General features: G+C 70.1%; 20 protein-coding genes and 1 pseudogene. 16 read left to right on the forward strand and 5 right to left on the reverse strand.

Annotated elements, in window-relative coordinates:
* Positions 1-27: 27 nt before the first annotated feature.
* The 8 genes from N4G66_RS19260 to N4G66_RS19295 all read left to right on the forward strand — a co-directional run bounded on the left by N4G66_RS19260 (position 28) and on the right by N4G66_RS19295 (position 9,829).
* Positions 28-1,056, forward strand: coding sequence for a LacI family DNA-binding transcriptional regulator (locus N4G66_RS19260; protein ID WP_261705360.1), 1,029 nt, complete (start codon positions 28-30; stop codon positions 1,054-1,056).
* Between the two features lie 357 nt (positions 1,057-1,413).
* Entirely contained in the window at positions 1,414-2,796 is a 1,383-nt protein-coding gene (locus N4G66_RS19265) for an endo-1,4-beta-xylanase (protein WP_261705361.1), read from the forward strand.
* A 106-nt stretch (positions 2,797-2,902) separates the two neighbouring features.
* Positions 2,903-3,964, forward strand: coding sequence for an LCP family protein (locus N4G66_RS19270; RefSeq protein WP_261705362.1), 1,062 nt, complete (start codon positions 2,903-2,905; stop codon positions 3,962-3,964).
* Positions 3,965-4,225: 261 nt separating this feature from the next.
* The gene (locus N4G66_RS19275; RefSeq protein ID WP_261705363.1) at positions 4,226-5,092 is read left to right on the forward strand and encodes a hypothetical protein; all 867 of its coding nucleotides are present in this window, start codon (positions 4,226-4,228) and stop codon (positions 5,090-5,092) included.
* A gap of 59 nt (positions 5,093-5,151) precedes the next feature.
* Complete coding sequence (locus N4G66_RS19280; RefSeq protein ID WP_261705364.1) at positions 5,152-5,730, forward strand: Uma2 family endonuclease; 579 nt, start codon at positions 5,152-5,154, stop codon at positions 5,728-5,730.
* Between the two features lie 154 nt (positions 5,731-5,884).
* Positions 5,885-6,241 carry a YciI family protein gene (locus tag N4G66_RS19285; protein WP_261705365.1) on the forward strand — a complete coding sequence of 119 codons (357 nt, stop codon included), beginning with the start codon at positions 5,885-5,887 and terminating at the stop codon, positions 6,239-6,241.
* 118 nt (positions 6,242-6,359) lie between these two features.
* A complete protein-coding gene (locus tag N4G66_RS19290; protein WP_261705366.1) occupies positions 6,360-7,643 on the forward strand; it encodes an RNA polymerase sigma factor in 1,284 nt (427 codons plus the stop codon).
* A gap of 152 nt (positions 7,644-7,795) precedes the next feature.
* Positions 7,796-9,829 (forward strand): cell wall-binding repeat-containing protein, encoded by a 2,034-nt coding sequence (locus N4G66_RS19295; protein ID WP_261705367.1) that lies wholly within the window; start codon positions 7,796-7,798, stop codon positions 9,827-9,829.
* Here N4G66_RS19295 and N4G66_RS19300 read toward each other — a convergent pair.
* Entirely contained in the window at positions 9,807-11,000 is a 1,194-nt protein-coding gene (locus tag N4G66_RS19300) for a class I SAM-dependent methyltransferase (protein WP_261705368.1), read from the reverse strand. The two genes, N4G66_RS19295 and N4G66_RS19300, sit on opposite strands and share 23 nt — an antisense overlap.
* 91 nt (positions 11,001-11,091) lie before the next feature.
* Here N4G66_RS19300 and N4G66_RS19305 point away from each other — a divergent pair, with 91 nt between their 5' ends.
* The 4 genes from N4G66_RS19305 to groL all read left to right on the forward strand — a co-directional run bounded on the left by N4G66_RS19305 (position 11,092) and on the right by groL (position 15,207).
* Complete coding sequence (locus N4G66_RS19305; RefSeq protein WP_261705369.1) at positions 11,092-12,063, forward strand: polysaccharide deacetylase family protein; 972 nt, start codon at positions 11,092-11,094, stop codon at positions 12,061-12,063.
* Positions 12,060-12,812 carry a polysaccharide deacetylase family protein gene (locus N4G66_RS19310; RefSeq protein ID WP_391858835.1) on the forward strand — a complete coding sequence of 251 codons (753 nt, stop codon included), beginning with the start codon at positions 12,060-12,062 and terminating at the stop codon, positions 12,810-12,812. The genes N4G66_RS19305 and N4G66_RS19310 overlap by 4 nt, the downstream gene beginning before the upstream one ends.
* 305 nt (positions 12,813-13,117) lie before the next feature.
* On the forward strand, positions 13,118-13,426 hold the full coding sequence (groES, locus tag N4G66_RS19315) for a co-chaperone GroES (protein WP_261705370.1): 309 nt from the start codon (positions 13,118-13,120) through the stop codon (positions 13,424-13,426).
* A gap of 155 nt (positions 13,427-13,581) precedes the next feature.
* Positions 13,582-15,207: a chaperonin GroEL gene (gene groL, locus N4G66_RS19320; RefSeq protein WP_261705371.1), complete on the forward strand. Its 1,626-nt coding sequence runs from the start codon at positions 13,582-13,584 to the stop codon at positions 15,205-15,207.
* Between the two features lie 224 nt (positions 15,208-15,431).
* Here the strand turns inward: groL and N4G66_RS19325 are convergent.
* The 3 genes and pseudogenes from N4G66_RS19325 to N4G66_RS19335 all read right to left on the reverse strand — a co-directional run.
* Positions 15,432-15,725: pseudogene (locus N4G66_RS19325) on the reverse strand (ester cyclase); the annotation flags it as partial.
* 158 nt (positions 15,726-15,883) lie between these two features.
* A complete protein-coding gene (locus N4G66_RS19330) occupies positions 15,884-16,657 on the reverse strand; it encodes an SDR family NAD(P)-dependent oxidoreductase (RefSeq protein ID WP_261705372.1) in 774 nt (257 codons plus the stop codon).
* Positions 16,658-16,787: 130 nt separating this feature from the next.
* Positions 16,788-17,468 (reverse strand): MOSC domain-containing protein, encoded by a 681-nt coding sequence (locus tag N4G66_RS19335; RefSeq protein ID WP_261705373.1) that lies wholly within the window; start codon positions 17,466-17,468, stop codon positions 16,788-16,790.
* A 79-nt stretch (positions 17,469-17,547) separates the two neighbouring features.
* Between N4G66_RS19335 and N4G66_RS19340 the strand changes: the two genes are divergently transcribed.
* The gene (locus N4G66_RS19340; RefSeq protein WP_261705374.1) at positions 17,548-18,444 is read left to right on the forward strand and encodes a LysR family transcriptional regulator; all 897 of its coding nucleotides are present in this window, start codon (positions 17,548-17,550) and stop codon (positions 18,442-18,444) included.
* A 298-nt stretch (positions 18,445-18,742) separates the two neighbouring features.
* Here N4G66_RS19340 and N4G66_RS19345 read toward each other — a convergent pair whose 3' ends face one another.
* Positions 18,743-19,072 carry a WhiB family transcriptional regulator gene (locus N4G66_RS19345; protein WP_261705375.1) on the reverse strand — a complete coding sequence of 110 codons (330 nt, stop codon included), beginning with the start codon at positions 19,070-19,072 and terminating at the stop codon, positions 18,743-18,745.
* A 389-nt stretch (positions 19,073-19,461) separates the two neighbouring features.
* Between N4G66_RS19345 and N4G66_RS19350 the strand changes: the two genes are divergently transcribed.
* The 3 genes from N4G66_RS19350 (at position 19,462) to guaB (ending at position 22,872) form a co-directional block, all read left to right on the forward strand.
* Positions 19,462-20,073, forward strand: a complete 612-nt coding sequence (locus tag N4G66_RS19350) for a response regulator transcription factor (protein WP_003948568.1) — start codon at positions 19,462-19,464, stop codon at positions 20,071-20,073.
* A 268-nt stretch (positions 20,074-20,341) separates the two neighbouring features.
* Positions 20,342-20,917, forward strand: coding sequence for a sigma-70 family RNA polymerase sigma factor (locus tag N4G66_RS19355; protein ID WP_315903658.1), 576 nt, complete (start codon positions 20,342-20,344; stop codon positions 20,915-20,917).
* 446 nt (positions 20,918-21,363) lie between these two features.
* On the forward strand, positions 21,364-22,872 hold the full coding sequence (gene guaB, locus N4G66_RS19360) for an IMP dehydrogenase (protein ID WP_261705377.1): 1,509 nt from the start codon (positions 21,364-21,366) through the stop codon (positions 22,870-22,872).
* Positions 22,873-22,893: the final 21 nt, after the last annotated feature.

Here is a 22,893-nt window from a genome sequence, read left to right on the forward strand (position 1 = left end):
GGGTCGCGCAGAGATACGATCGCCCGCATGAAGCCTGGGAAGTCCGCAGAAGCACAGACGGCGACGCTGGCCGAGATCGCCCGGGAGGCCGGTGTGTCGGCTCCGACTGTTTCGAAGGTCCTCAACGGCCGCGCCGACGTCGCCCCCTCGACCCGGTCCCGCGTCGAGGAGCTGCTGCACGCGTACGGCTACCGCCGCCGGCGGGCCGAGGCTTCCCGCTCACCGCTGATCGACCTGGTCTTCCACGAATTGGAGAGCGCCTGGGCCATGGAGGTCATCCGGGGCGTGGAGAACGTCGCCCGGGACGCCGGCCTCAGCGTGGTGCTCTCCGAGTCCGCCGGGCGGCTCACTCCCGGCCGGACCTGGGCCGACCAGGTCGCCGCCCGCCGCCCGCACGGCGTGGTCCTCGTCCTCTCGGGCCTCGACGACTCCCAGCGCGCCCTGCTGACCAGCAGGTCCATCCCCTTCGTGGTGATGGACCCGGCGGGCGACCCGGGCGTCGACGTGCCCTCCATCGGCGCCACCAACTGGCAGGGCGGCCTCGCCGCCACCCGTCACCTCGTCGAACTCGGCCACACCCGGATCGGCGCCATCAGCGGGCCCTCCCGGATGATGTGCAGCCGGGCGCGGGTCGACGGCTACCGTGCCGCGCTGGAGACGGCCGGGCTGCCCGTCGACCCCTCGCTGATCGTCGCCGGGGACTTCCACCACGAGGCCGGCTACCGGATCGGCCTCGACCTGCTGCGCCGCCCCGACCGGCCCACGGCCGTCTTCGCCGGCAACGACCTCCAGGCGCTCGGTCTCTACGAGGCGGCCCGCGAGCTGGGGCTGCGCATTCCCGAGGACCTGAGCGTGGTCGGCTTCGACGATCTGCCGGTGGCACGCTGGGTGGGGCCGCCGCTGACGACCGTACGGCAGCCGCTGACGGAGATGGCCGAGGCGGCGGCGAAGCTGGTGCTCGACCTGAGCCGCCAGGAAAGGCCGTCGGCCGGTACGAGGATGGAACTGGCGACGAGCCTGGTCGTCCGCAGCAGTACGGGGGCGCCCCCGGCGTGAGACCGGACGCCTCCGGTAGCTCGCCCCTGTCGTTCGCGGTTCGGTCCGGTGGGTGGGTCGGGGCCGTGCCGGTGCATCAGCCCGTCGCCGTTGGATGAGGCGTGGCCGTCGGTGGCGACGGGCATCGATGTACCGGCAAGGCCCCTTCCGTGCGCTGCCGACCGCGGGTGCTTCGTGGTGGCCGTTCGGCCTTTCGGCCCCGGGGCGGGGGGCGTGGGGCCTGTGTGTGGCGTGGGGCCGGGGTGGCCGGATCGGCTCGAAGCCGGCCGGGGGACCGTATTGACGGGTGGGGCATCCCCCTCCACACTCCTGCGAAGTCAATCGGTTGTACAGCCGAAACTTTCGGAGGCACCCGCCATGAGAACCTCCCGAACCCGTTTCTCCAGAACCCGCCCCTTACGCCGCAGCGTCGCCGCCCTGTTCGCCGGGGTGGTCACGGTGGCCGCCCTGCTCGCGGCCGGGACGACGGCGCACGCCGCCGACACCCCGCTGCGCGACCTCGCCGCCGCCAAGGGCAAGGTCATCGGCACCGCCGTCACCGGCTCCAAGCTGACAGGGACGTACGGCGACATCGCCGGGGCCCAGTTCAACTCGCTGACGTCGGGCAACGCCATGAAATGGGGCACCGTCGAGCCCACCCGGGGCAGCTTCAACTGGGCCGAGGCCGACCAGATCGTCGCGTTCGCGCAGGCCCACAACCAGCAGGTGCGCGGTCACACCCTGGTCTGGCACAGCCAGAACCCGAGCTGGCTGACCAACGGCACCTGGACGACCGCCGAGCTGAGCGGCCTGCTCCAGGACCACATCACCACCGAAGTCACCCGCTACAAGGGGAAGCTGGCCGCCTGGGACGTGGTCAACGAGCCCTTCGACGAGGACGGCACCTACCGCTCGACCCTCTGGTACAACGGCCTCGGCGCCGACTACATCGCCCAAGCACTGACCTGGGCGCACGCCGCCGACCCGAGCGCCAAGCTCTACATCAACGACTACAACGTCGAGGGCGTCAACGCGAAGAGCACCGCCCTCTACAACCTCGTCAAGTCCCTGAAGGCGCGCGGTGTCCCGATCGACGGCGTCGGCCTCCAGGCCCACCTCATCCTCGGCCAGGTTCCCGGCACCCTCCAGCAGAACATCCAGCGCTTCGCCGATCTCGGCGTCGATGTCGCGATCACGGAGCTGGACATCCGGATGCAACTCCCCTCCGACAGCACCAAACTGGCGCAGCAGGCCGCCGACTACAAGGCGGTGTTCGACGCCTGTGTCGCGGTGACCCGCTGCTACGGAGTGACCGTCTGGGGTTTCACCGACTCCGACTCCTGGATCCCGGACGTCTTCTCGGGCTACGGCGCGGCGACACCGTACGACGAGAACTACGCGCCCAAACCCGCGTACAACGCCATCGCGACCTCGCTCGGCGGCGGAACCTCGACGCCACCGCCCACGGGCGCGTGCACGGTGACGTACAGCGTCCAGAGCCAGTGGAACACGGGCTTCACGGGGCAGGTGCGCATCGCGTGCTCCGGGGCCGCGCTGGCGTCGTGGAAGGTGAACTGGACGTACGGCGCGGGTCAGCGGATCACCCAGGCCTGGAACGCGACCTGCACCCAGAGCGGTACGGCGGTGAGCTGTGCCAACGCCTCGTACAACGGGACCGTCCCGGACGGCGGTTCGGTGACGTTCGGTTTCAACGCCTCCTGGAGCGGCAGCAATCCGGTACCGACAGTGACGTTGGGCTGAGGTTGTACTGGGGCCGGTGTGAGGTCGTTCTGAGAAGCGTGAGAGTTTTCGAAGAAACGTCACATCGAACCTCCGCTCGTAATATTTCGGACTTACGTTCCTCCTCGTGACGGGACGCAAAGAGGGCGGGGACGGGGACGGGGTCGGGTCAGTGGGCCGGCGGTCGCGGGTACTGAAGGCCGTCGGCCTCACCCTGGCGGGGGTGCTGGTGCTGGGCATCGGCACGGCGGGCTGGGCCTACTGGCATCTGAACCAGAACATCAAGAGCGTCGACATCGACAGCGCGCTCGGCGACGACCGCCCGGCGAAGGCCGTGTCGACGCCCTCGTCCCCGGCCTCGGCCTCCGCCTCCCCGCTGCCCAGCGGCGCCCTCAACATCCTGGTCCTCGGCTCCGACTCGCGCAGCGGCAAGGCGAACGCGAAGCTCGGCGGGGGCGACAGCTCCGGTGCGCGGTCCGACACGGCGATGGTCGTGCACATCGACGCCGGACGCACCCGGGCGACCGTGGTGAGCATCCCCCGGGACACCCTGGTGACCCGGCCGGCCTGCCCCACCTCCTCCGGGGGGACCACGGCGGTGGCGTACAACGCGATGTTCAACAGCGCCTATTCGATCGGCGGTCCGGTCTGCGCGGTGAAGACGGTCGAGTCCCTGACCGATGTCCGCATGGACCACTACATCGAGATCGACTTCTCCGGCTTCGCGGCCCTCGTGGACGCGCTCGGCGGCGTCACCGTGACCACGGACGAGAACATCGACGACGACAAGAGCCATCTGCATCTCACGGCCGGCGAACACCACCTCGACGGCACGCAGGCGCTGGCGCTCGCCCGTACGCGGCACGGCATAGGCGACGGTAGCGACCTTGGCCGCATAGGTCTCCAACAGAAGCTCGTAAAAGCCCTGTTGGCGCAGATCTCGTCGGCCGGACTGCTCACCGACCCGGCCAAGCTCTACAGCGTCGCGAACGCGGTGACCGGCAGCCTGACGACGGACACCGGGCTGGACTCGCTCGGCGAGTTGACGAAACTCGGCCAGAGCCTGAAGTCCCTCTCCTCCGACGAGGTCACGACGGTGATGATGCCGGTCGTGACGGCCCCCTCGGACCGCAACAGGGTGATCGCGAACGAGCCGGAGGCGAGCGACCTGTGGGCCTCGCTCAAATGAACGAGGAGAAGGCCCTCGGGACTTGAGCTTCGGGGCCCGGGATTCGAGCCTCTTTTGTATGGAATGGGTGGGAGGTTCAACCCACCCACCCTCCCTTGCCGACGGCCGAAGTGCCGTCCGGGCCAGGGGATATGACTTTTCGTGATCGGGTCGCGGCGGAGCGTGGCGGACGTGTAGCGTGCGCCGGGAAAACTTCGACCCCCGTGGGTGTTGGCGCACCGCGCGGGGGTCTGACCAAAGAGATCGAAATGAGGTCGATCCATGGCTGTCACTCAGCCTAGTGCTGCCCTGCGCCCGTCCGCCCATCCCCTGGCCAATCCGGGCTACGGAAAACGGTCGGCGCCCGACCAAACCCCACGTACGGGTCGGGACTTCGCACATCTGCCCACCCGCGAGGCATCGATCGCGACGTACATCGACCGGCTCGCCGACGAGTCCGACCTCTCGATCAAGACCCTCGCCAAGCACCTCCCGTACGGCCAGTGCGCCCTCTCCACGGCCCTCAACAACCTTTCCGTGGCAGGCCATTTGCGCCGGGTACGCCGTCCCGTCACCGTCGACGGCTGCCCCCGTTGGGTCTGGCACACCTTCTTCTCGCGCACCGCTCACGACGACGCCTGGTGGAACGCCTTCCTCGCCGGGGAGACCCCCGTGACCGAGCGGCCCGTGGCAGCGGCGGCGCGCTCGACGGCGTACGGCGTGCTGGCCCGGCTCGGCCGGATCGACGCCCGGCTGACTCTGTCGGCGGGGGAGTGCGCGGCACTGGAGGGGGAGGCCGCCGAGTGGTTCGCGCGGGGCGCAGGTGAGCCGCAGCTCGTCCAGGCGTTGACGGCGGGGCTCCCGGAGCGTGTGGCGCACGCGTACGCCTTCGTGCGCGCCCGGCTGCTCGCCAAGCTGCCCCCGCGACCCGAGCCGCAGCCACCGGCGCCCCGCTACGAGGTGGTGTGCACGGCGTGCGGGGAGCCGGGCGGGGACGGTGGCCAACTGCGGGGCGGCTTGTGCGGGGTGTGCCGGGGCGGGCGGCCCGCCCTCGCGGCTCATGAAGTGCGGGCCCATGTCGGCCGGCTGCGCGCCGTTCTCCGTTCCGGGACCCACACGGAGGAAATCGAGAAAGGCGCAGGCACATGACGACCTTGCAGCACGGTCCGCCCCTGACCGGGGCAGGATGGACGGGAGGAGGCGAAGCCATGACCCCCAGCACGTCCGACCGGCCCCAGATGCTCGTCGAGGAGTTCGAGGAGCTCGCTCGTCACGCGCCAGAGTCGGCGCGGCTGGAATTCCTGAATGGAAAGATCGGGGTCAAGCCCATGCCGGACGGCAATCACGGCGAGATCGTCGCCTGGCTCCTCAAGCGGTGCATGCAGCACCGGCCTGAGCTGTTCCTCTATCCGGAGCAAGGGTTGAAGGTCGAGGCCTACCGCAAGGGGCGGGCCAAGCCGGATGGGGTCTTGGCGCCCGAGGAGTACTTCGCCGGAAAGGGCGAGTGGTCCGAGCCCTCGGGTGTCCTGATGGTCGTCGAGGTCACCTCGCACGACCGGGACGCCGACCGGCGTGACCGGATCGAGAAGCCCGACGGATACGCGGCCGCGGGCATCCCCGTCTACCTCCTCGTCGACCGGGACACGGACAGCGTCACCGTGCACTGCGACCCCGAGGGCGGCGTCTACCGCTCTCTCACCACCCGGGCCTTCGGAGCGGTGATCGAGCTGCCGGATCCGGTCGGGTTCACGCTGGACACGCAGAAGCTCAAGGACTTCGCCGATTGACCGGATCGACCCGATCGGCCCGTCCGACCCCGCCCGGGGAAAGAAATCGAAGAAATCCGGGGACGGTGTCGAAGCGGGTGTCTCCCGTTCGACGCACGGGTGAGAGGCAGGGAGAAGCCCCGCCTCCGAGGCACCACAGACACGAGGAGTCACCATGCCCCGCTACCTTTCGCTGGTCCAGATCGACGAGAGCACCGCGCCCCCGGAGGGTCCCAGCCCCGAGCTGATGCAGCGGATGGGCGAGCTCATCGAGGAGATCACCAAGGCCGGCGTCATGCTGGAGACCGACGGCCTGGCGCCCACCGCGCAGGGCAAGCGCGTCCACTGGTCGGGCGGGCAGCTGTCCGTCACCGACGGACCCTTCACCGAGTCCAAGGAAGTCGTCGGCGGCTACGCGATCATGCAGTGCAAGGACATGGCCGAGGCCGTGGAGTGGACCAAGCGCTTCCTGAAGACGCACGAGGAGTACTGGACGGTCACCTGCGAGGTGCGGGAGATCGCCGGGGGCTGAGTGCTCTCCTGGGACCGAGTGGTACCCACGGACCGAGTGGTCCCCTCGGACTGAGTGCTCCACTCGGCCCGAGCGGTCTCCTTGGCCTGGCGCCGCCGCGGGTGTCTGATGGTGAGCTGTGGAACAGCAGCCCAGCCGAGCCCCCGCCGACGGCGTCGACACGGCCGTCGAGACCATCTTCCGCATCGAGTCCCCCCGCATCATCGCGGGCGTCGCCCGGATCGTCCTCGACGTCGGCATCGCCGAGGAACTCGCCCAGGACGCCCTGGTCGCGGCGCTGGAGCAGTGGCCGAGGGACGGCGTGCCGGACAACCCGGGCGCCTGGCTCATGGCCACGGCCAAGCACCGGGCGATCGACCTCGTACGCCGCCGGGAGCGCTACGCGCGCAAGCTGGCGGAGGTCGGGCGGGACCTCTCGCTGTCGGCGCCGCACCACGTCGACGAACCCGCCGATCCGGACGACATCGACGACGACCTGCTCCGGCTGGTCTTCACCGCCTGCCATCCCGTCCTGTCCGCCGAGGCCCGCATCGCGCTCACCCTGCGGCTCCTCGGCGGACTGACGACGTCCGAGATCGCGCGCGCCTTCCTCGTCCCGGAGGCGACGACCGCCCAGCGCATCGTGCGGGCCAAGCGGACGCTGGCGACGAAGGGGGTCGCCTTCGAGGTCCCGTACGGACCCGAGCGCGAAGCCCGGCTCGGGTCCGTACTGGAGGTCATCTACCTCGTCTTCAACGAGGGGTACGCGGCCACGGCCGGCGACGACCTGCTCCGTCCGGCGCTGTGCGAGGACGCGCTCCGGCTGGCCCGGGTGCTCGCCGAGCTGATGCCGAAGGAGCCCGAGGTGCACGGTCTCGCCGCGCTGCTGGAGCTCCAGGAGTCCCGGGCTGCCGCCCGCACCGGGCCCGGTGGCGAACCCGTCCTCCTCAAGGACCAGAACCGGCGCCGCTGGAACCGCATGCTGATCCGCCGGGGCTTCACCGCGCTGGGCCGTGCCAACGCCGTCGCCACCGGCAGCCCGGGGCCGTACGCCCTCCAGGCCGCCATCGCAGCCTGCCACGCGCAGGCCTACACCTACGAGGACACGGACTGGCGGCAGATCGCCACCCTCTACGGCCTGCTGGTGGCCCGCGCCCCCTCTCCGGTCGTCGAACTGAACCGTGCCGTGGCCGTCTCCATGGCCGACGGGCCAGGCCCCGCCCTGGAGATCGTGGACGCCCTCGCCGGTGAACCCGCCCTGCGCGACTACCACTTGCTGCCCAGCGTGCGCGGCGACCTGCTCGCCCGGCTGGGACGTACGGCGCAGGCGCGGTCGGAGTTCGAGCGGGCGGCCTCGCTGGCGCGGAACGAGCGGGAGCGCGAGCTGCTGGCGGCACGGGCCCGTGAGCTGCGGAGTTCGTGAAGTTCCCGTTCGGTAACCCCGTTCCCAACGTGATCAGCAAGGGCTTACAGTGGCGCCGCTGCCGTACACGGGAATGACGCTCTCCGTTCACCCCGCAGGCCCCCCGCGAGGCGTGGCCCGGCAGCCCATCGCGCCTACCTGGGGGTACACCCATGAAAATCTCCGCGCGCCACAGACTTGTGGCGCTCACCGCGGTGACGGCCCTGGCGGCCGGCACCGCGATCGCGCTGGCACCGGGCGCGTCGGCCGACGTCGCCGGGTGGCCGGCGACCGACGGCATGCTCACCGGGGTCATGGAAGAGACGATCTCGACGATGAGCGTGGACGGATCCACGCCGCCCGTCGGACGGCTCGAAAGGGCCGACCAGCCGTCCTGGTCGCCGGACGGCAGCCGGATGGCCTACGTCAACACCTGGACCGGCCGCGTCAACGTCGTCCGCTACGACTTCAAGGGCCCCGTGGAGCTCCCGGTCAAAACGGACAACACGATCCTCACCGCCGACCCGACCTTCTGGTACGGCGGCCGTTCCGTGGTCTTCTCCCTCAACGGCAGGCTGCAGTACGCGGCGTCCGACGGCTCCACGTACCAGAAGCACCTCTTCGCCACCGCGCAGGAGGGCTGCGACACCCAGCCCAGTGGATCCGTGGGCGGCAAGCTGGTGTTCATCCGCTCGGGCAGCACGTGCAGCGGCGACATCCGCTACGGCGCCGTGTGGCTGTACGACGGTGCGAACGGCTCCTTCAAGCAGCTGGTGGCGGGCAAGGTCACCGACCCGTCCCTCTCCCCGGACGGTACGAAGATCGCGTACGTCTCGGCCGGGAAGCTCTACACCGCCAACGCCGACGGTACCGGCGTGACGCGCCGGCTCCCCGACGAAACCGGCAACGTCTACAACCCCGCCTGGTCGCCGGACGGGACGCGGCTGGCGTACGACGTTGTGAACGCCTCGATGGACGGGGAGGACCGCACCCTCGACCTCGCCACGGGCGCCGAGAAGGTCATCTACGACGGGCCCACCGCGGTCAGGGGGTCTTTGGCCTGGCAGCCGCTGCGCAAGAACACCGTCGCCCGCGTCTGGGGCGCCGACGTCTACGGCAGCAACATCGCCGCGTCCCGCTGGACCTGGAACACGGTCGGCAAGAGTGAGCCGGGCCTGATGAACGCCTCGTCCGCCGTGCTGGTCTCCCAGAGCAGCCAGCCGTACGCGCTGACGGCCCCCGCCCTCGCGGGCAAGAAGCACGGCCCGGTCCTGATGACCCCGGGCAGCTCGCTGTCGACGTCCGTCCAGAACGAGCTCAAGCGGACTCTCAAGCCGGGCGCGAGCGTCTACCTCGTCGGCGGCACGTCGATCCTCAGCAGCTCGGTCTCCTCGAAGATCTCCGCGCTCGGCTTCACCCCGAAGCGGCTGGCGGGCACCTCGCGCTATTCGACTTCGGTGGCCGTCGCCAAGTCGATCACCAGCACGCCGGACTACGTCTTCATCGCGACCGGCACCGACTACCACTCGGCGCTCGCCGCCGCGTCGGCCGCGGGCGCGGACGGGACGAACAGCAAGGCCGTCGTCGTGCTCAACGAGGGCAACACGCTGAGCCCGTCCGTGAAGTCGTACCTCAACAGCCTCGACCCGCGTGACACCGACATGATCACGGTCGGCGGTTCGGCGAAGTACGCGCTGACTCACACCGGGTTCTCCAACTGGCCGTCCTCGTACTCCTATTACCCGGTCACGGCGAGCACCAACGCGGGCACCGCGGTCGCCCTCGCGCGCTTCTGGTGGGGCGGTCCCGGCAGCGTGGCCCTGGCCTCCACCGACAGCTGGCTCGGTGGCACCTCGGCCGCGGCGGCGATGAACGTGTTCGGCCCGCTGCTGTGGACGGACGTCGCCGGCCTCTCCTCCGAGACCAAGTCCTACCTGGTCAACGGCGCCGCGAACATCAACACCGTGGCTGCGTTCGGCGGTACCGGCTCGGTGTCGACGGCGGCGCTGAACTCCGCGGGTGCGGCGGTCAGCGCGAGCAGCAGCCAGTGGACGTACGCGCCGTACTACAACGGTGTGGCGCCGATGGCGAGTTCGTACTCCTCGGCCGGATCGGCCGCGGGTGCTCCTGCGGCGCGGACCGGCACGGACCCGCGGCCCGTCGACGAGCCGGACCTGTCCCCCCTCAAGACGGTCCACCACCAGTAGACGGTGTTGCGGGCGCCCCCACCAGCATGGTCGGGGCGCCCGCCACCCGGGTCAGGAACACCGTCGCGGACCGGGGGCCCTGCGGCTTCACCTTCCGCCGCAGTTCCTCCGGCTCGACGGCCGACCCGCGCTTCTTCACGGTCAGGACGCCGACCTCCCGTTCCCGGAGCAGTGCCTTCAACTTCTTCATATTGAAGTGGAGTTGGTCGGTGATCTCGTAGGCGGAGGCGTACGGCGTCGGGCGCAGCTCGTCCGCCGTGACGTAGGCGATCGTCTCGTCGACCAGTCCGCCGTCCAGGTCCTCGGCCACCTCGGCGACGAGGTGTGCGCGGATGACGGCGCCGTCCGGCTCGTACAGGTAGCGTCCGACCGCTCGCACCGCCGGATCCGGCAGCCCGCGTCCGCGCAGCTCGCGCGGGCCGGGCAGCAGGGTGGCGCGTACCAGGCCCGGCTCCGTGCCGAACCACAGCACCGCCTCCTTCACGTCGCCGCCGTCCGAGATCCACTCGGCCTCCGCCTCGGCGGGGATCGCCTCGTGCGGGATGCCGGGGGCGATCTTCAGAGCGGCGATCGGAGCCCGCAGGGCCGCCCCTACGGCCCAGGACAGCGGCGGCGAGTACGCCTCCGGATCGAAGATCCGGCCCCGGCCGCCCCGGCGCCCCGGGTCGACGAACACCGCGTCGTACGACGCGGTGTCCACCTGTGTCACATCCGTCTCGCGTACCTCGATCAGATCCGCGAGCCCCAGCGCGTCGGCGTTCGCCCGGGCGGCGGCGGCCGTCAGCGGGTCGCGGTCGACGGCGAGGACGCGGATTCCGGCGCGGGCCAGCGTGATGGCGTCGCCGCCGATGCCGCAGCAGAGGTCGGCGACGGAGCGGACTCCCAGCGCGCGCAGCCGCTCGGCGCGGTGCGCCGCCACGGTCGTCCGGGTGGACTGCTCGACCCCGTTCGGGGTGAAGAACATCCGTCCGGCGTCCTCGGCACCGAACTTCGCCGCCGCCCGCTGCCGCAGGCGTGCCTGTCCGAGGGCCGCCGAGACCAGTTCGGCGGGGTGCTCGCGGCGCAGCCGGGTGGCGACGGCCAGTTCCTGTGCCGGTTCGGTGGCGCGGACCTCGTCGAGCAGGGCGCGGCCCTCGGCGGTGAGGAGGGGGGCGAAGGAGACGTCGTTCACCCGGCCATTGTGGGCCAGTCGGTGGACGGTGTGCTTCCGGCGGCGGTGTCGGGGCCTTCGCGGGGGCGGTGACCTGGGAGGATCCGGCCCCATGCGACCCGTACGACAAAATGATAAAAACGGCGCAAACGGGGCCGGTGCGTGCTGGGGAGTGGGCGTACTCGCCCTCGCGCTCCTCGTCTCCGGCTGCGCCGAATCCGGCTCCGGCACGGGCGCCGACGCCGCCAAGCCGGCTCCCGGCCGGCTGTACGCCGCCAAGTCGGCCCACGACCCGCAGGCCGGGCTCCAGGCGCCCGCCGCCCGCGCCCTTGCCGCGTACGCCTCCCGGCTCCGCCTGGCGCAGGCCCGGCGCGCCGCCGTCGCCAGGCGCTGGGGGCTCGCCGAGGTGCCGCTGACACCCCCGGCGCCGCCCGCCAGGAAGCCGGTCATCGAGGCCCGCAAGGGGTTCGAGGTGGACGACCAGAAGGAGCTGGGGCTGCCGCCCGTCTTCACGACCGTCCCCACCAAGGACAAGGTCGTCTTCCTCACCGTCGACGACGGCGAGGAGAAGGACCCCGCGTTCCTGCGGATGATGAGCGATCTGAAGATCCCGTACACCGCCTTCCTCAGCGACTACCTCGTCAAGGACGACTACGGGTACTTCCGGAAGATGCGCGACCGCGGCATCACCCTCAACAACCACACGCTGCACCACCTCTATCTGCCCGCCCTGTCCTACGAGCGGCAGAAGCACGAGATCTGCGGCATGCAGGACGTCATGGAGAAGCAGTTCGGCAGGCGCCCCACCGTCTTCCGCCCGCCGTACGGCAACTACGACCAGGACACCCTGCGCGCCGCCAGGTCCTGCGGCATCGAGTACGCGCCCATCTGGGACGAGGAGGTCTTCGTCGACCACTGGGAGTACCGCGAGGAGGACCAGGACCTGCACCCCGGCGACATCGTCCTCACCCACTTCCGGGGCCGCGAGGACTGGAAGGGCACCATGCCCGACATGGTCCGCCGCTTCCTCAGGACGGTCACCGCCAAGGGGTACGCGGTCGCGTGCCTGGAGGACTACCTGTGAGGGTGCGGGTGCCGGCCGCCGGGCTGCTCGTGGCGGTGCTGCTCAGCGGCTGCGCGCAGTCCGTCGACCCCATCGAGCGGCTCGGCAAGAAGGCGGCCCAGCGGGTGCGGCCGCAGGAGTCGGCGTACCGCCGCTGGGGTCTGGCCACCCCGCTCGCCCCGGCGCCGAAAGTGCCCGCCCGGACCGCCGCGCGCACCGCGGGCCCAGGACTTCCGCCCGTCGTGGACCATGTGCGCACCCGCGACAGGGTGGTCTTCCTGACGTACGACGACGGGGCGGAGCGCGATCCCCGGTTCGTCGACATGGTCCGCGAACTGCGGCTGCCGGTCAGCATGTTCCTCACGGACAGTGTCGTCGGGCCGGGATACGGGCACTTCGCCCGGCTGCGCGCGGTCGGCGCGAGCGTCCAGAACCACACCCTCGACCACGCCTCCCTGCGCGGTCTGCCCTACGCCGGCCAGCGCGCCGAGATCTGCGGACAGCAGGACAAGCTCAGACGGCGCTTCGGCGTCCGGCCCCGGCTGCTGCGGCCCCCCTACGGCCGGTACGACGAGACCACCCTGCGTGCCGCCGCCGACTGCGGGGTCGCCGCGATCGTCCTCGGCCGGGCGGCCGACGCGCACCGGCTCCGGCCGGGCGACATCCTCGCCGGCTTCGGCGAACCGAATCTCACGGACGCCACGCTCCGGCTGCTCCGCCGGATCCAGCGGGAGGGCTTCACTCCGGCGCGGCTGGAGAACTACCTCTGAGGGGCCGCCGTCCGGTGCGGCTGGAGGAACGATCTCCAGGAGAGGGCCGTTCGGCGCGGCCGGAGGACTACCTCCGGGAGAGGCCGCCGTTCGGTGCGGTCCGGCGCCGTTCGGGCCGCGCCACGCCGACGCCTTTGGCACTCCGCTTGACCGAGTGCTAATCGCAGTCATAGTCTCAGGTCTGGCACTCCCCCCTGGAGAGTGCCAATAGCGACAGGCAGATCCGGCACCCGCGACGACGGATCCACCTGGTCGCCACCTCAGACAGTTAACCCCGTGAGATCTCCGAAGGGGGAGGTCGGATCGTGACGACCACCAGCTCCAAGGTTGCCATCAAGCCGCTCGAGGACCGCATTGTGGTCCAGCCGCTCGACGCCGAGCAGACCACGGCCTCTGGCCTGGTCATCCCGGACACCGCCAAGGAGAAGCCCCAGGAGGGCGTCGTCCTTGCCGTGGGTCCGGGTCGCTTCGAGGACGGTAACCGTCTTCCGCTCGACGTCACCGTCGGCGACGTCGTGCTCTACAGCAAGTACGGCGGCACCGAGGTGAAGTACAACGGCGAGGAGTACCTCGTCCTCTCGGCCCGCGACGTGCTCGCGATCATCGAGAAGTAATTCACCCGGTAAGGGCGTTCGGGGTCATTCCCCGGACAACCCCGCACCAAGCATTGCAGTGAACTGCGCCCCTGGCCCCCGCTACCTTTGATGAACCGGGCGCTGGGGGCGCCGTTCGTTTCTCCCAAGTTTTCCGAGAGGGCTGAACCGCTCCCATGGCGAAGATCCTGAAGTTCGACGAGGACGCCCGTCGCGCCCTTGAGCGCGGCGTCAACAAGCTTGCCGACACGGTGAAGGTGACGATCGGCCCCAAGGGCCGCAACGTCGTCATCGACAAGAAGTTCGGCGCCCCCACCATCACCAACGACGGCGTGACCATCGCCCGCGAGGTCGAGCTCGACGACCCGTTCGAGAACCTCGGCGCGCAGCTGGTGAAGGAGGTGGCGACCAAGACCAACGACATCGCGGGTGACGGTACGACCACCGCCACCGTGCTGGCCCAGGCGCTCGTCCGCGAGGGCCTGCGCAACGTCGCCGCCGGCGCGTCGCCCGCCCTCCTGAAGAAGGGCATCGACGCCGCGGTCAAGGCCGTCTCCGAGGAGCTCCTCGCGACGGCCCGCCCGATCGACGACAAGTCCGACATCGCCGCCGTGGCCGGGCTCTCCGCCCAGGACAGCCAGGTCGGCGAGCTCATCGCCGAGGCGATGGACAAGGTCGGCAAGGACGGTGTCATCACCGTCGAAGAGTCCAACACCTTCGGTCTGGAGCTGGACTTCACCGAGGGCATGGCCTTCGACAAGGGCTACCTGTCCCCGTACATGGTGTCCGACCAGGAGCGTATGGAGGCCGTCCTCGACGACCCGTACATCCTCATCCACCAGGGCAAGATCAGCTCCATCCAGGACCTGCTGCCGCTGCTGGAGAAGGTCATCCAGTCGAACGCCTCCAAGCCGCTGCTGATCATCGCCGAGGACGTCGAGGGCGAGGCCCTGTCGACCCTGGTCGTGAACAAGATCCGCGGCACGTTCAACGCCGTCGCCGTGAAGGCCCCCGGCTTCGGTGACCGCCGCAAGGCCATGCTCGGCGACATCGCCACCCTCACCGGTGGTCAGGTCATCGCCGAGGAGGTCGGCCTCAAGCTCGACCAGGTCGGCCTGGACGTGCTCGGCAGCGCCCGCCGCGTGACGATCACCAAGGACGACACCGTCATCGTCGACGGTGGCGGCAGCTCCGACGAGGTCGTCGGCCGCGTCAACCAGATCAAGGCCGAGATCGAGAACACCGACTCCGACTGGGACCGCGAGAAGCTCCAGGAGCGCCTCGCGAAGCTGGCCGGCGGCGTGTGCGTGATCAAGGTCGGCGCCGCCACCGAGGTGGAGCTCAAGGAGAAGAAGCACCGTCTGGAGGACGCCATCTCCGCGACCCGCGCCGCGGTCGAGGAGGGCATCGTCTCCGGTGGTGGCTCCGCGCTCGTCCACGCCGTGAAGGTCCTCGAGGGCAACCTCGGCAAGACCGGCGACGAGGCCACGGGTGTCGCGGTCGTCCGCAAGGCCGCCGTCGAGCCGCTGCGCTGGATCGCCGAGAACTCCGGCCTGGAGGGTTACGTCATCACCGCCAAGGTCGCCGAGCTCGACAAGGGCCAGGGCTTCAACGCCGCCACCGGCGAGTACGGCGACCTGGTCAAGGCCGGCGTCATCGACCCGGTCAAGGTCACCCGCTCCGCCCTGGAGAACGCCGCCTCCATCGCCTCCCTGCTCCTCACGACCGAGACCCTGGTCGTCGAGAAGCCGGCCGAGGACGAGGGCGACGCCGGTCACGGCGGCCACGGGCACTCCCACTGACGTATGACGTCATGAGTGCGGACATGCCCACCGAGGCGTGACGTCGTGAAGAGGTCCCCGTTCCAGCAGGAACGGGGACCTCTTCCGCGTTCCGTGGGGCTGTTCCGCGTGGCTGTCCCACGGGACCCGTGGACCTGCTCCCCGGTTCCGCGGGACCGGTGGACTGCTACTCCGGGGCAGGCCGACGCGCGCCTTTGTTCGGGCCGTGCCGGCGTTCGCCCTCAGAGCCGGTCGTCGCGCACCACGTCCAGGTCCGTGAACGTCGGCATCCCGTCGCAGAGCGCCACCATCTCCTGGAAGATCTTCTCGGTCTCCGGCATCTGCGAGTTCTTCATCGCCTCTTCGTACGACGGGAACTCCACGATCTCCACGAAGTGGTTCGCGTCGGAGCGGTCCTTGCCGATGACGCCGCGCGTCGCGGTCCGTTTGCCGTTGGTCTTCTCGACCCAGGTGTCCATCAGCTGGTTCATCTCGTCGAACCGACTGGTTCTGCCGTCAATCAGCTGTACGAAAGTCATGACGCCGCCTCCGGCCCCCCTGGTCCGGTCGAATCACCCTCAATCCTCCCACCGGAGGGGCGACAGCACCCACCGCACGATCATCGCGAGCGTCCGTCCCGCGATCCGCGCGTCCTGCGTGATCGCCCTTGCCGGGGGGCCGTACTCCACTGAGGACTTCACTGAGGTCCGTACTTCCGCCCGGTCTTCGAAGAGATCCCGCCCAGCAGCGACCGCGGGGTCACCTTCACCACGCCCATCAGCACCTTGTAGCGCGGATCCGGGACGGACAGGGTTCTTCCGCGCGCCAGATCGGCGAGCGCGGCCGCGACCAGCTTGTCGGCGTCGAGCCACATCCAGTTCGGAATGTTGTCCGTGCCCATGCCGGCCCGCTCGTGGAACTCGGTGCGCACGAAACCGGGAGCGAGCGCCATCAGCCGCACGCCGCTGCCCGCGAGATCCTTCGCCGCGCCCTGCGTGAACTGCACGACCCACGCCTTCGACGCGCCGTATGTACCCCGCGGCACGAACGCGGCCACCGACGCGACGTTGACGACGCCGCCCCGGCCGCGCTCCCGCATGGCCTCGGTCGCCGCCGACGTCAGCCGGAGCACCGCCTCGCAGTGCACCTTGAGCATCTTCAGCTCGTCAGCCATCGATACGTCCAGATAGCGGCCCTTGTTGCCGAAGCCGGCGTTGTTGACCAGCAGGTCGACCGGGTTCTTGCGGTCGGAGAGACGGGCGGCCACCGCTTCGATGCCCTCGTCCGTCGCCAGGTCGGCCGAGAGCACCTCCGCCTCGATGCCGTGCCGGTCGTGCAGCTCGGTCGCCTGCTCCCGCAGCCGCTTCGTGTCCCGCGCCACCAGCACGAGGTTGTGCCCGTCCGCCGCCAGCCGCCGCGCGAAGGCGGCACCGATCCCCGCGGTCGATCCCGTAATCAGAGCCGTTGTCATGGCGCAAGATTAGTGACCGGCCGGTGCCCCCGCCGCCCGGTGCCGCCCAACGCCCGACCGCGCTCCACACCTTCTCCCCGCCCCGGCTGCCAACGGCACGGACACCGCACGGACACCCCTGGGAGTGTCATTAGGGCCGCCCCTGCCCGCCGTGCTTCGCCACGTACTCCCGCGCCGTCGCCAGCGACTCCCTGTGCAGTGCGTCGCCGGCCGCCAACAGCCTTGGCAGCAGCTCCCGTTCGGTCGTCGAGGCGCGGAACTGGACGGCGACGGTGACATCGTGGCCGGGCCGGTGCGCGATCTCGATCGGGTCCCCGGAGCGGATCTCGCCGGGCTCGATCACGCGCAGATACGCGCCGGGCGCGCCCCGCTGCGTGAACCGCTTCACCCATCCCTTCTCACCGAGGTGCTCCTGGAAGGTGCGGCAGGGGATGCGCCCGCAGGTGACCTCCAGGACGACGTCGGACCCTATCCGCCAGCGCTCGCCGATCAGCGCGCCGGACACGTCGAGCCCCACCGTCGTGAGGTTCTCGCCGAACACGCCGTTGGGCAGCGACCGGCCCAGTTCGCGCTCCCAGCCGTCGAGGTCCTCGCGCGCGACCGCGTACACGGCCTGGTCGTCACCGCCGTGATGCCGCAGGTGGCACACCGCGTCCCCGTCGAGCCCGCTCCCGCCGACCCCCTTGGGCCCCGGCGCCGTCACGCGTACCGGCCCGTCGACCGGTCGCTTGTCGATGCCGGTCACGCCCTCCGGCTGGTCCGTGTACTCGACGGCCCGCGCCCGGCCCAGGTTCAGCGACAAGAGCTTCATGCCACCAAACTAGGCGAGGCGTCTCAAAGCGTCGACGCGATATTCGCCGCCCCATCCAAGATGCGCTTATGCTCGAAAGATGATCGAGGCTCGTCATCTCCGTGTCCTGCGCGCTGTCGCCACCACCGGATCCTTCTCGGCGGCGGGCCGCGAACTGGGCTGCACCCAGCCTGCCGTCAGCCAGCAGATGAAGGCCCTGGAGTCGTCCGTCGGCACCCCCCTGCTCGTCCGGACGGGTCGCGAGATGCGCCTCACCCAGGCGGGTGAGGCCCTGGTCAAACACGCCACGAGCATCCTGGCCGGCCTCACGGCCGCCGAGGAGGAGGTCGCGGCGATCGCCGGTCTGCGCGCGGGCCGCGTCCGCCTGGTCTCCTTCCCCAGCGGCAGCTCCACCCTCGTTCCCACGGCGCTCGCCGCGCTGCGCGCCGCTCACCCCGGCACCCGTGTCTCCCTGGAGGAGGCCGAACCGCCCGAGTCCGTCGAGAAGCTCCGGGCCGGGGACTGCGACATCGCGCTCGCGTTCCGCTACGAGGGTGCTCCGGGCGTCGAGGAGTGGGACGACCTCGTCGTACGGCCCCTGCTGATGGACCGTCTTGTCGGTCTGGTTCCCGAGGGGCACCCGCTCGCGCGGGCGCGGTCCGTCGCGATCGGCGAGTTCGCCGACGAGTCGTGGATCGCCGGCTGCCCGCGCTGTCGCGGCCAGCTCGTCGAGGTCTGCCGTGACGCCGGCTTCGAGCCCCGCATCGACTTCGCCACCGACGACTATCCGGCGGTGGTCGGGCTCGTGGGCGCGGGACTCGGCGTCGCCGTCCTGCCGGAGCTCGCGATCGAGTCCGTTCGTCCGAAGGGGGCGCGCACCGTGACGGTGGAGCCCGCGGTGCGCCGCGAGATCGTCGCCCTCACCCTCCCGGACCTCGCCGAGGTGCCCGCGGTGGCCGCGACCCTGGACCGGCTGTCACAGGCGGCGGCCCGCTAGAGGCCGTCCCGCACGCGGCGCCCTGCACTACGCGGCGCCCTGCACTACGCGGCGCCCTGTACTACGCGGCGCCCGGCACGTTGTGCTGCAGGCACCGCCCGGCACGTTGTGCTGCAGGCACCGCCCCGCACTGCCGCGGCGCCCTGTACTCACGGCCCTGCACTACGCGGCGTCCGGCACGGCGTGCCGTACTCACGGCCCCGCACTACGCAGCGCCCCGCACCGCACTGCACTTGCCGTCCCGCATGTGCTCCGTCCGTACGGGCGCGGTACGCACGTCCAGGGCGGAAACGTTCCTTCAGTTGTTCGAAGCGGCAGCGTTTCCGGTGGCCGATGCCGAGACCAGTCGGTTGCGTGCCCGCCCCATGAGCTCTTCGCGCTCGTCCTCGGTCAGTCCGCCCCATACGCCGTACGGTTCCCGCACCGCCAACGCGTGCGCCGCGCACTCCGCGCGCACAGGGCATCTCATGCAGACCTCTTTGGCCGAGTTCTCACGAGCGCTCCGTGCCGCACCACGCTCGCCCTCCGGGTGGAAGAAGAGCGAGCTGTCGACCCCGCGGCAGGCCGCGAGGAGCTGCCAGTCCCAGAGGTCCGCGTTCGGACCGGGAAGGCGGGAGAAATCTGCCATTGCGTGTCCCCTTGTTGCCGTTCTGGGCTGCTCTGTGCCCACCGACCGTACATCTACGATCTAAGGAGATGAAAATATGACTCATTGCGAATCTAGCCTCAGACACCAGCAAATGGGAAGAAAACAGGCTAAATGGGGCATGGGTTGTGATGAAACGTTGAGGGTCGGCGCGCATGTCTGCACCGTGTCCGTGCCCTCACGTACAGTGCCGATGACGGCCGACTGCCCCGTAACTCTTTCGAGTGACCATCGTTGAGATGGCTGAGGCGGTTGAAGGAACAAGCGCTCGGGTAGGCGGTCATATCCGCCTGCGAGTGTCGACCGCACAGGTGACGATTCGTAACAGCCTGGAGGCTCAAGGTGACGCGCATCAGCTGCGGAGGACGGTCATGACATCCGTCCTCGTCTGCGACGACTCCCCGCTTGCCCGAGAGGCGCTCCGCCGCGCGGTTGCGACCGTGCCCGGTGTCGAGCGCGTGACGACGGCGGCCAACGGCGAGGAAGTCCTCCGCCGCTGGGGAGCCGACCGTTCGGATTTGATTCTGATGGACGTACGTATGCCCGGACTGGGCGGCGTCGAGACGGTCAGGCGGCTGCTGTCCGCCGACCCCGGTGCGCGCATCATCATGCTCACCGTGGCCGAGGACCTGGACGGCGTGGCACTCGCCGTCGCCGCCGGCGCCCGCGGCTATCTGCACAAGGACGCCTCACGGGCGGAGCTGCGCGCCACCGTGACCCAGGCGCTCGCCGACCCGACCTGGCGGCTCGCGCCGCGCAGACTGCGTTCGGCGGAGATGGGCGCCGCGCCCACCCTCACCGCGCGTGAGATCCAGGTCCTCGAAGGAATGAGCCATGGCCGCTCGAACGCGGAGATCGGCCGTGAGCTTTTTCTCTCCGAGGACACGGTCAAGACCCATGCCCGGCGGCTCTTCAAGAAGCTCGGCGCCTCGGACCGGGCGCACGCGGTCGCGCTCGGATTCCGGTGGGGCCTGGTCCGCTAGGTGAGCCGTCTCGAGGGTATGACGGTAGTAGTCCCTGCCCGCCGGACGGCGGGTGGGGCCGGGCCCTCGGAGAGAGCCTCTTCGGTGTCCGATCCCCGTTTCCCGGCGGATGCCGCATCCTTGAGGTGTGGAGTTCCTTGGGGACAAGTCGGTCGAGCGGAAGGGGAGGGCGCAGGATATGAGTTCCGGCGCACCTGCTCATAACGCTTCGGTGCACAACTATGGACGCGGTGCCACGGACAGGACGACGTCAAGGCACCATGGACCGATGCGTGAAGACGAGACGACGGGGATCGGTGCGCTCGTCCATCGCGCGGTCGACGGCGACGAACAGGCCACACACGACCTGCTCGCCCATGTACACCCGCTCGCGCTGCGTTACTGCCGCGCCCGTCTGTCCCGGCTTCCGGGGGACGCGCGGCACTTCGTGGAGGACCTGGCGCAGGAGGTCTGTGTCGCGGTGCTCCTGGCGCTGCCGCGCTACAAGGACACCGGGCGCCCCTTCGAGGCGTTTGTCTTCGCGATCGCCGCGCACAAGGTCGCCGACCTCCAGCGCGCCGCGATGCGCCATCCGGGGTCAACGGCCGTCCCGTCCGACGAGATGCCTGAGCGGCCCGACGACTCCCTCGGCCCCGAGGAGCGCGCGCTGCTCAGCAGCGACGCCGAATGGGCCAAGAAACTCATGGCCAACCTCCCCGAGAACCAGCGCGAGCTGCTCCTTCTGCGCATCGCGGTGGGCCTCACGGCCGAGGAGACGGGCCAGATGTTGGGAATGTCACCGGGTGCCGTCCGGGTGGCCCAGCACCGGGCGCTGAGCCGGCTGCGGGCGCTGGCGGAGCAGTAGGAACGCGGTCCGGTCGCGGCGACGCGACCGGGGCGGCATGTTCCCGCCGCTCCGACCGGATCCCGGCCGGAGCGACACGTTCCGGTGGTGCTCGTCGACGCTCGGCAAGGCGGCCCGTTCCCGCGCACCGCCACTCCGGATTTCTTTCCCTCCGCAAATTGCAGGCAAAAGGTGGCGGGCCCCGGCGGCGCCGGACCGGCTCGCCCAGGACGGACGGGGCGCCTCCCCTCCGGCACGGAGGCGGGGTGCCGCCGACGAAGACCCACCCAGGCGGGGCGGTCCCGGCGGGGCCTCGGCGCCTCCCCGGGCACGGGTCTGAACGGGGACGACCTTCATCCCGTACGAACATACGAAGCCGAAGCCCACCCTCAACCGTGGAATGAGAGAGCCATGCTTCCCGTTAGCATGGACATCCGCACCGATCAAGGCCATTTGGGGAAGGTGTCATGACTGCCAACGTCGACGGAGTGCCCGCCAAGTTCGCGACACTCGGGCTGACCTACGACGACGTGCTGCTGCTGCCGGGCTCGTCGGACATGGCGCCCGACCAGATCGACACCGCCTCGCACATCTCGAAGAACGTCCGGGTCAACATCCCGCTGCTGTCCGCCGCCATGGACAAGGTCACCGAGTCGCGCATGGCGATCGCGATGGCCCGCCAGGGCGGCGTCGGTGTTCTGCACCGCAACCTGTCCATCGAGGACCAGGCCAACCAGGTCGACCTGGTGAAGCGCTCCGAGTCCGGCATGGTGACCGACCCGATCACCGTGCACCCGGACGCCACGCTCGGCGAGGCCGACGCGATCTGCGCCAAGTTCCGCATCTCCGGTGTGCCGGTCACCGACGGCGGCGGCAAGCTGCTCGGCATCGTCACCAACCGCGACATGGCCTTCGAGACGGACCGTTCGCGCCAGGTGCGCGAGGTCATGACGCCGATGCCGCTGGTCACCGGCAAGGTCGGCATCTCGGGCCACGACGCGATGCAGCTACTGCGCCGCCACAAGATCGAGAAGCTTCCGCTGGTCGACGACGCGGGCGTCCTCAAGGGCCTCATCACGGTCAAGGACTTCGTCAAGGCCGAGAAGTACCCGATGGCCGCGAAGGACGCCGAGGGGCGTCTGCTGGTCGGCGCGGCCGTCGGCGTCGCGGGCGACGCCTTCGAGCGCGCCCAGGCGCTGATCGAGGCGGGCGTCGACTTCATCGTCGTCGACACCGCGCACGGTCACTCCCGCCTGGTCGGCGACATGGTGGCCAAGATCAAGTCGAACTCCTCGGGCGTGGACGTCATCGGCGGCAACATCGCCACCCGTGACGGTGCGCAGGCGCTCATCGACGCCGGCGTCGACGGCATCAAGGTCGGTGTCGGCCCCGGCTCCATCTGCACCACCCGTGTCGTCGCAGGCATCGGAGTACCGCAGGTGACGGCCATCTACGAAGCCTCGCTCGCCGCCAAGGCGGCCGGCGTCCCGGTCATCGGCGACGGTGGCCTCCAGTACTCCGGTGACATCGCGAAGGCCCTGGTCGCGGGCGCCGACACGGTGATGCTCGGCTCGCTGCTCGCGGGCTGCGAGGAGTCCCCGGGCGAGCTGCTCTTCATCAACGGCAAGCAGTTCAAGTCGTACCGCGGCATGGGCTCCCTGGGTGCCATGCAGTCCCGCGGCGAGCAGCGTTCCTTCTCCAAGGACCGTTACTTCCAGGAGGGCGTCGCCTCCGACGAGAAGCTCGTCCCCGAGGGCATCGAGGGCCAGGTTCCCTACCGGGGTCCGCTCTCCGCGGTCGTCCACCAGCTGGTCGGCGGTCTGCGCCAGTCGATGTTCTACGTCGGCGGCCGTACCGTGCCCGAGCTCCAGGACCGCGGCCGGTTCGTCCGGATCACCTCGGCGGGCCTCAAGGAGAGCCACCCGCACGACATCCAGATGACGGTCGAGGCGCCGAACTACAGCCGCAACAAGTAGTCACCCGAATACGTGATCGGG

The organism is Streptomyces rhizosphaerihabitans (genome assembly GCF_025399795.1).
Classification (GTDB): Bacteria; Actinomycetota; Actinomycetes; order Streptomycetales; family Streptomycetaceae; genus Streptomyces; species Streptomyces rhizosphaerihabitans.

Excerpts from the sequence above, each read along its gene's own strand:
- N4G66_RS19340 (WP_261705374.1), top strand. The coding sequence starts at position 17,548 with ATGATCGAGGCTCGTCATCTCCGTGTCCTGCGCGCTGTCGCCACCACC.
- N4G66_RS19350 (WP_003948568.1), top strand. The coding sequence starts at position 19,462 with ATGACATCCGTCCTCGTCTGCGACGACTCCCCGCTTGCCCGAGAGGCG.
- N4G66_RS19265 (WP_261705361.1), top strand. The coding sequence starts at position 1,414 with ATGAGAACCTCCCGAACCCGTTTCTCCAGAACCCGCCCCTTACGCCGC.
- N4G66_RS19285 (WP_261705365.1), top strand. The coding sequence starts at position 5,885 with ATGCCCCGCTACCTTTCGCTGGTCCAGATCGACGAGAGCACCGCGCCC.
- groL (WP_261705371.1), top strand. The coding sequence starts at position 13,582 with ATGGCGAAGATCCTGAAGTTCGACGAGGACGCCCGTCGCGCCCTTGAG.
- guaB (WP_261705377.1), top strand. The coding sequence starts at position 21,364 with ATGACTGCCAACGTCGACGGAGTGCCCGCCAAGTTCGCGACACTCGGG.
- N4G66_RS19295 (WP_261705367.1), top strand. The coding sequence starts at position 7,796 with ATGAAAATCTCCGCGCGCCACAGACTTGTGGCGCTCACCGCGGTGACG.
- N4G66_RS19275 (WP_261705363.1), top strand. The coding sequence starts at position 4,226 with ATGGCTGTCACTCAGCCTAGTGCTGCCCTGCGCCCGTCCGCCCATCCC.
- N4G66_RS19355 (WP_315903658.1), top strand. The coding sequence starts at position 20,342 with ATGCGTGAAGACGAGACGACGGGGATCGGTGCGCTCGTCCATCGCGCG.
- N4G66_RS19330 (WP_261705372.1), bottom strand. The coding sequence starts at position 16,657 with ATGACAACGGCTCTGATTACGGGATCGACCGCGGGGATCGGTGCCGCC.
- N4G66_RS19305 (WP_261705369.1), top strand. The coding sequence starts at position 11,092 with ATGCGACCCGTACGACAAAATGATAAAAACGGCGCAAACGGGGCCGGT.
- N4G66_RS19345 (WP_261705375.1), bottom strand. The coding sequence starts at position 19,072 with ATGGCAGATTTCTCCCGCCTTCCCGGTCCGAACGCGGACCTCTGGGAC.
- N4G66_RS19260 (WP_261705360.1), top strand. The coding sequence starts at position 28 with ATGAAGCCTGGGAAGTCCGCAGAAGCACAGACGGCGACGCTGGCCGAG.
- N4G66_RS19280 (WP_261705364.1), top strand. The coding sequence starts at position 5,152 with ATGACCCCCAGCACGTCCGACCGGCCCCAGATGCTCGTCGAGGAGTTC.
- N4G66_RS19335 (WP_261705373.1), bottom strand. The coding sequence starts at position 17,468 with ATGAAGCTCTTGTCGCTGAACCTGGGCCGGGCGCGGGCCGTCGAGTAC.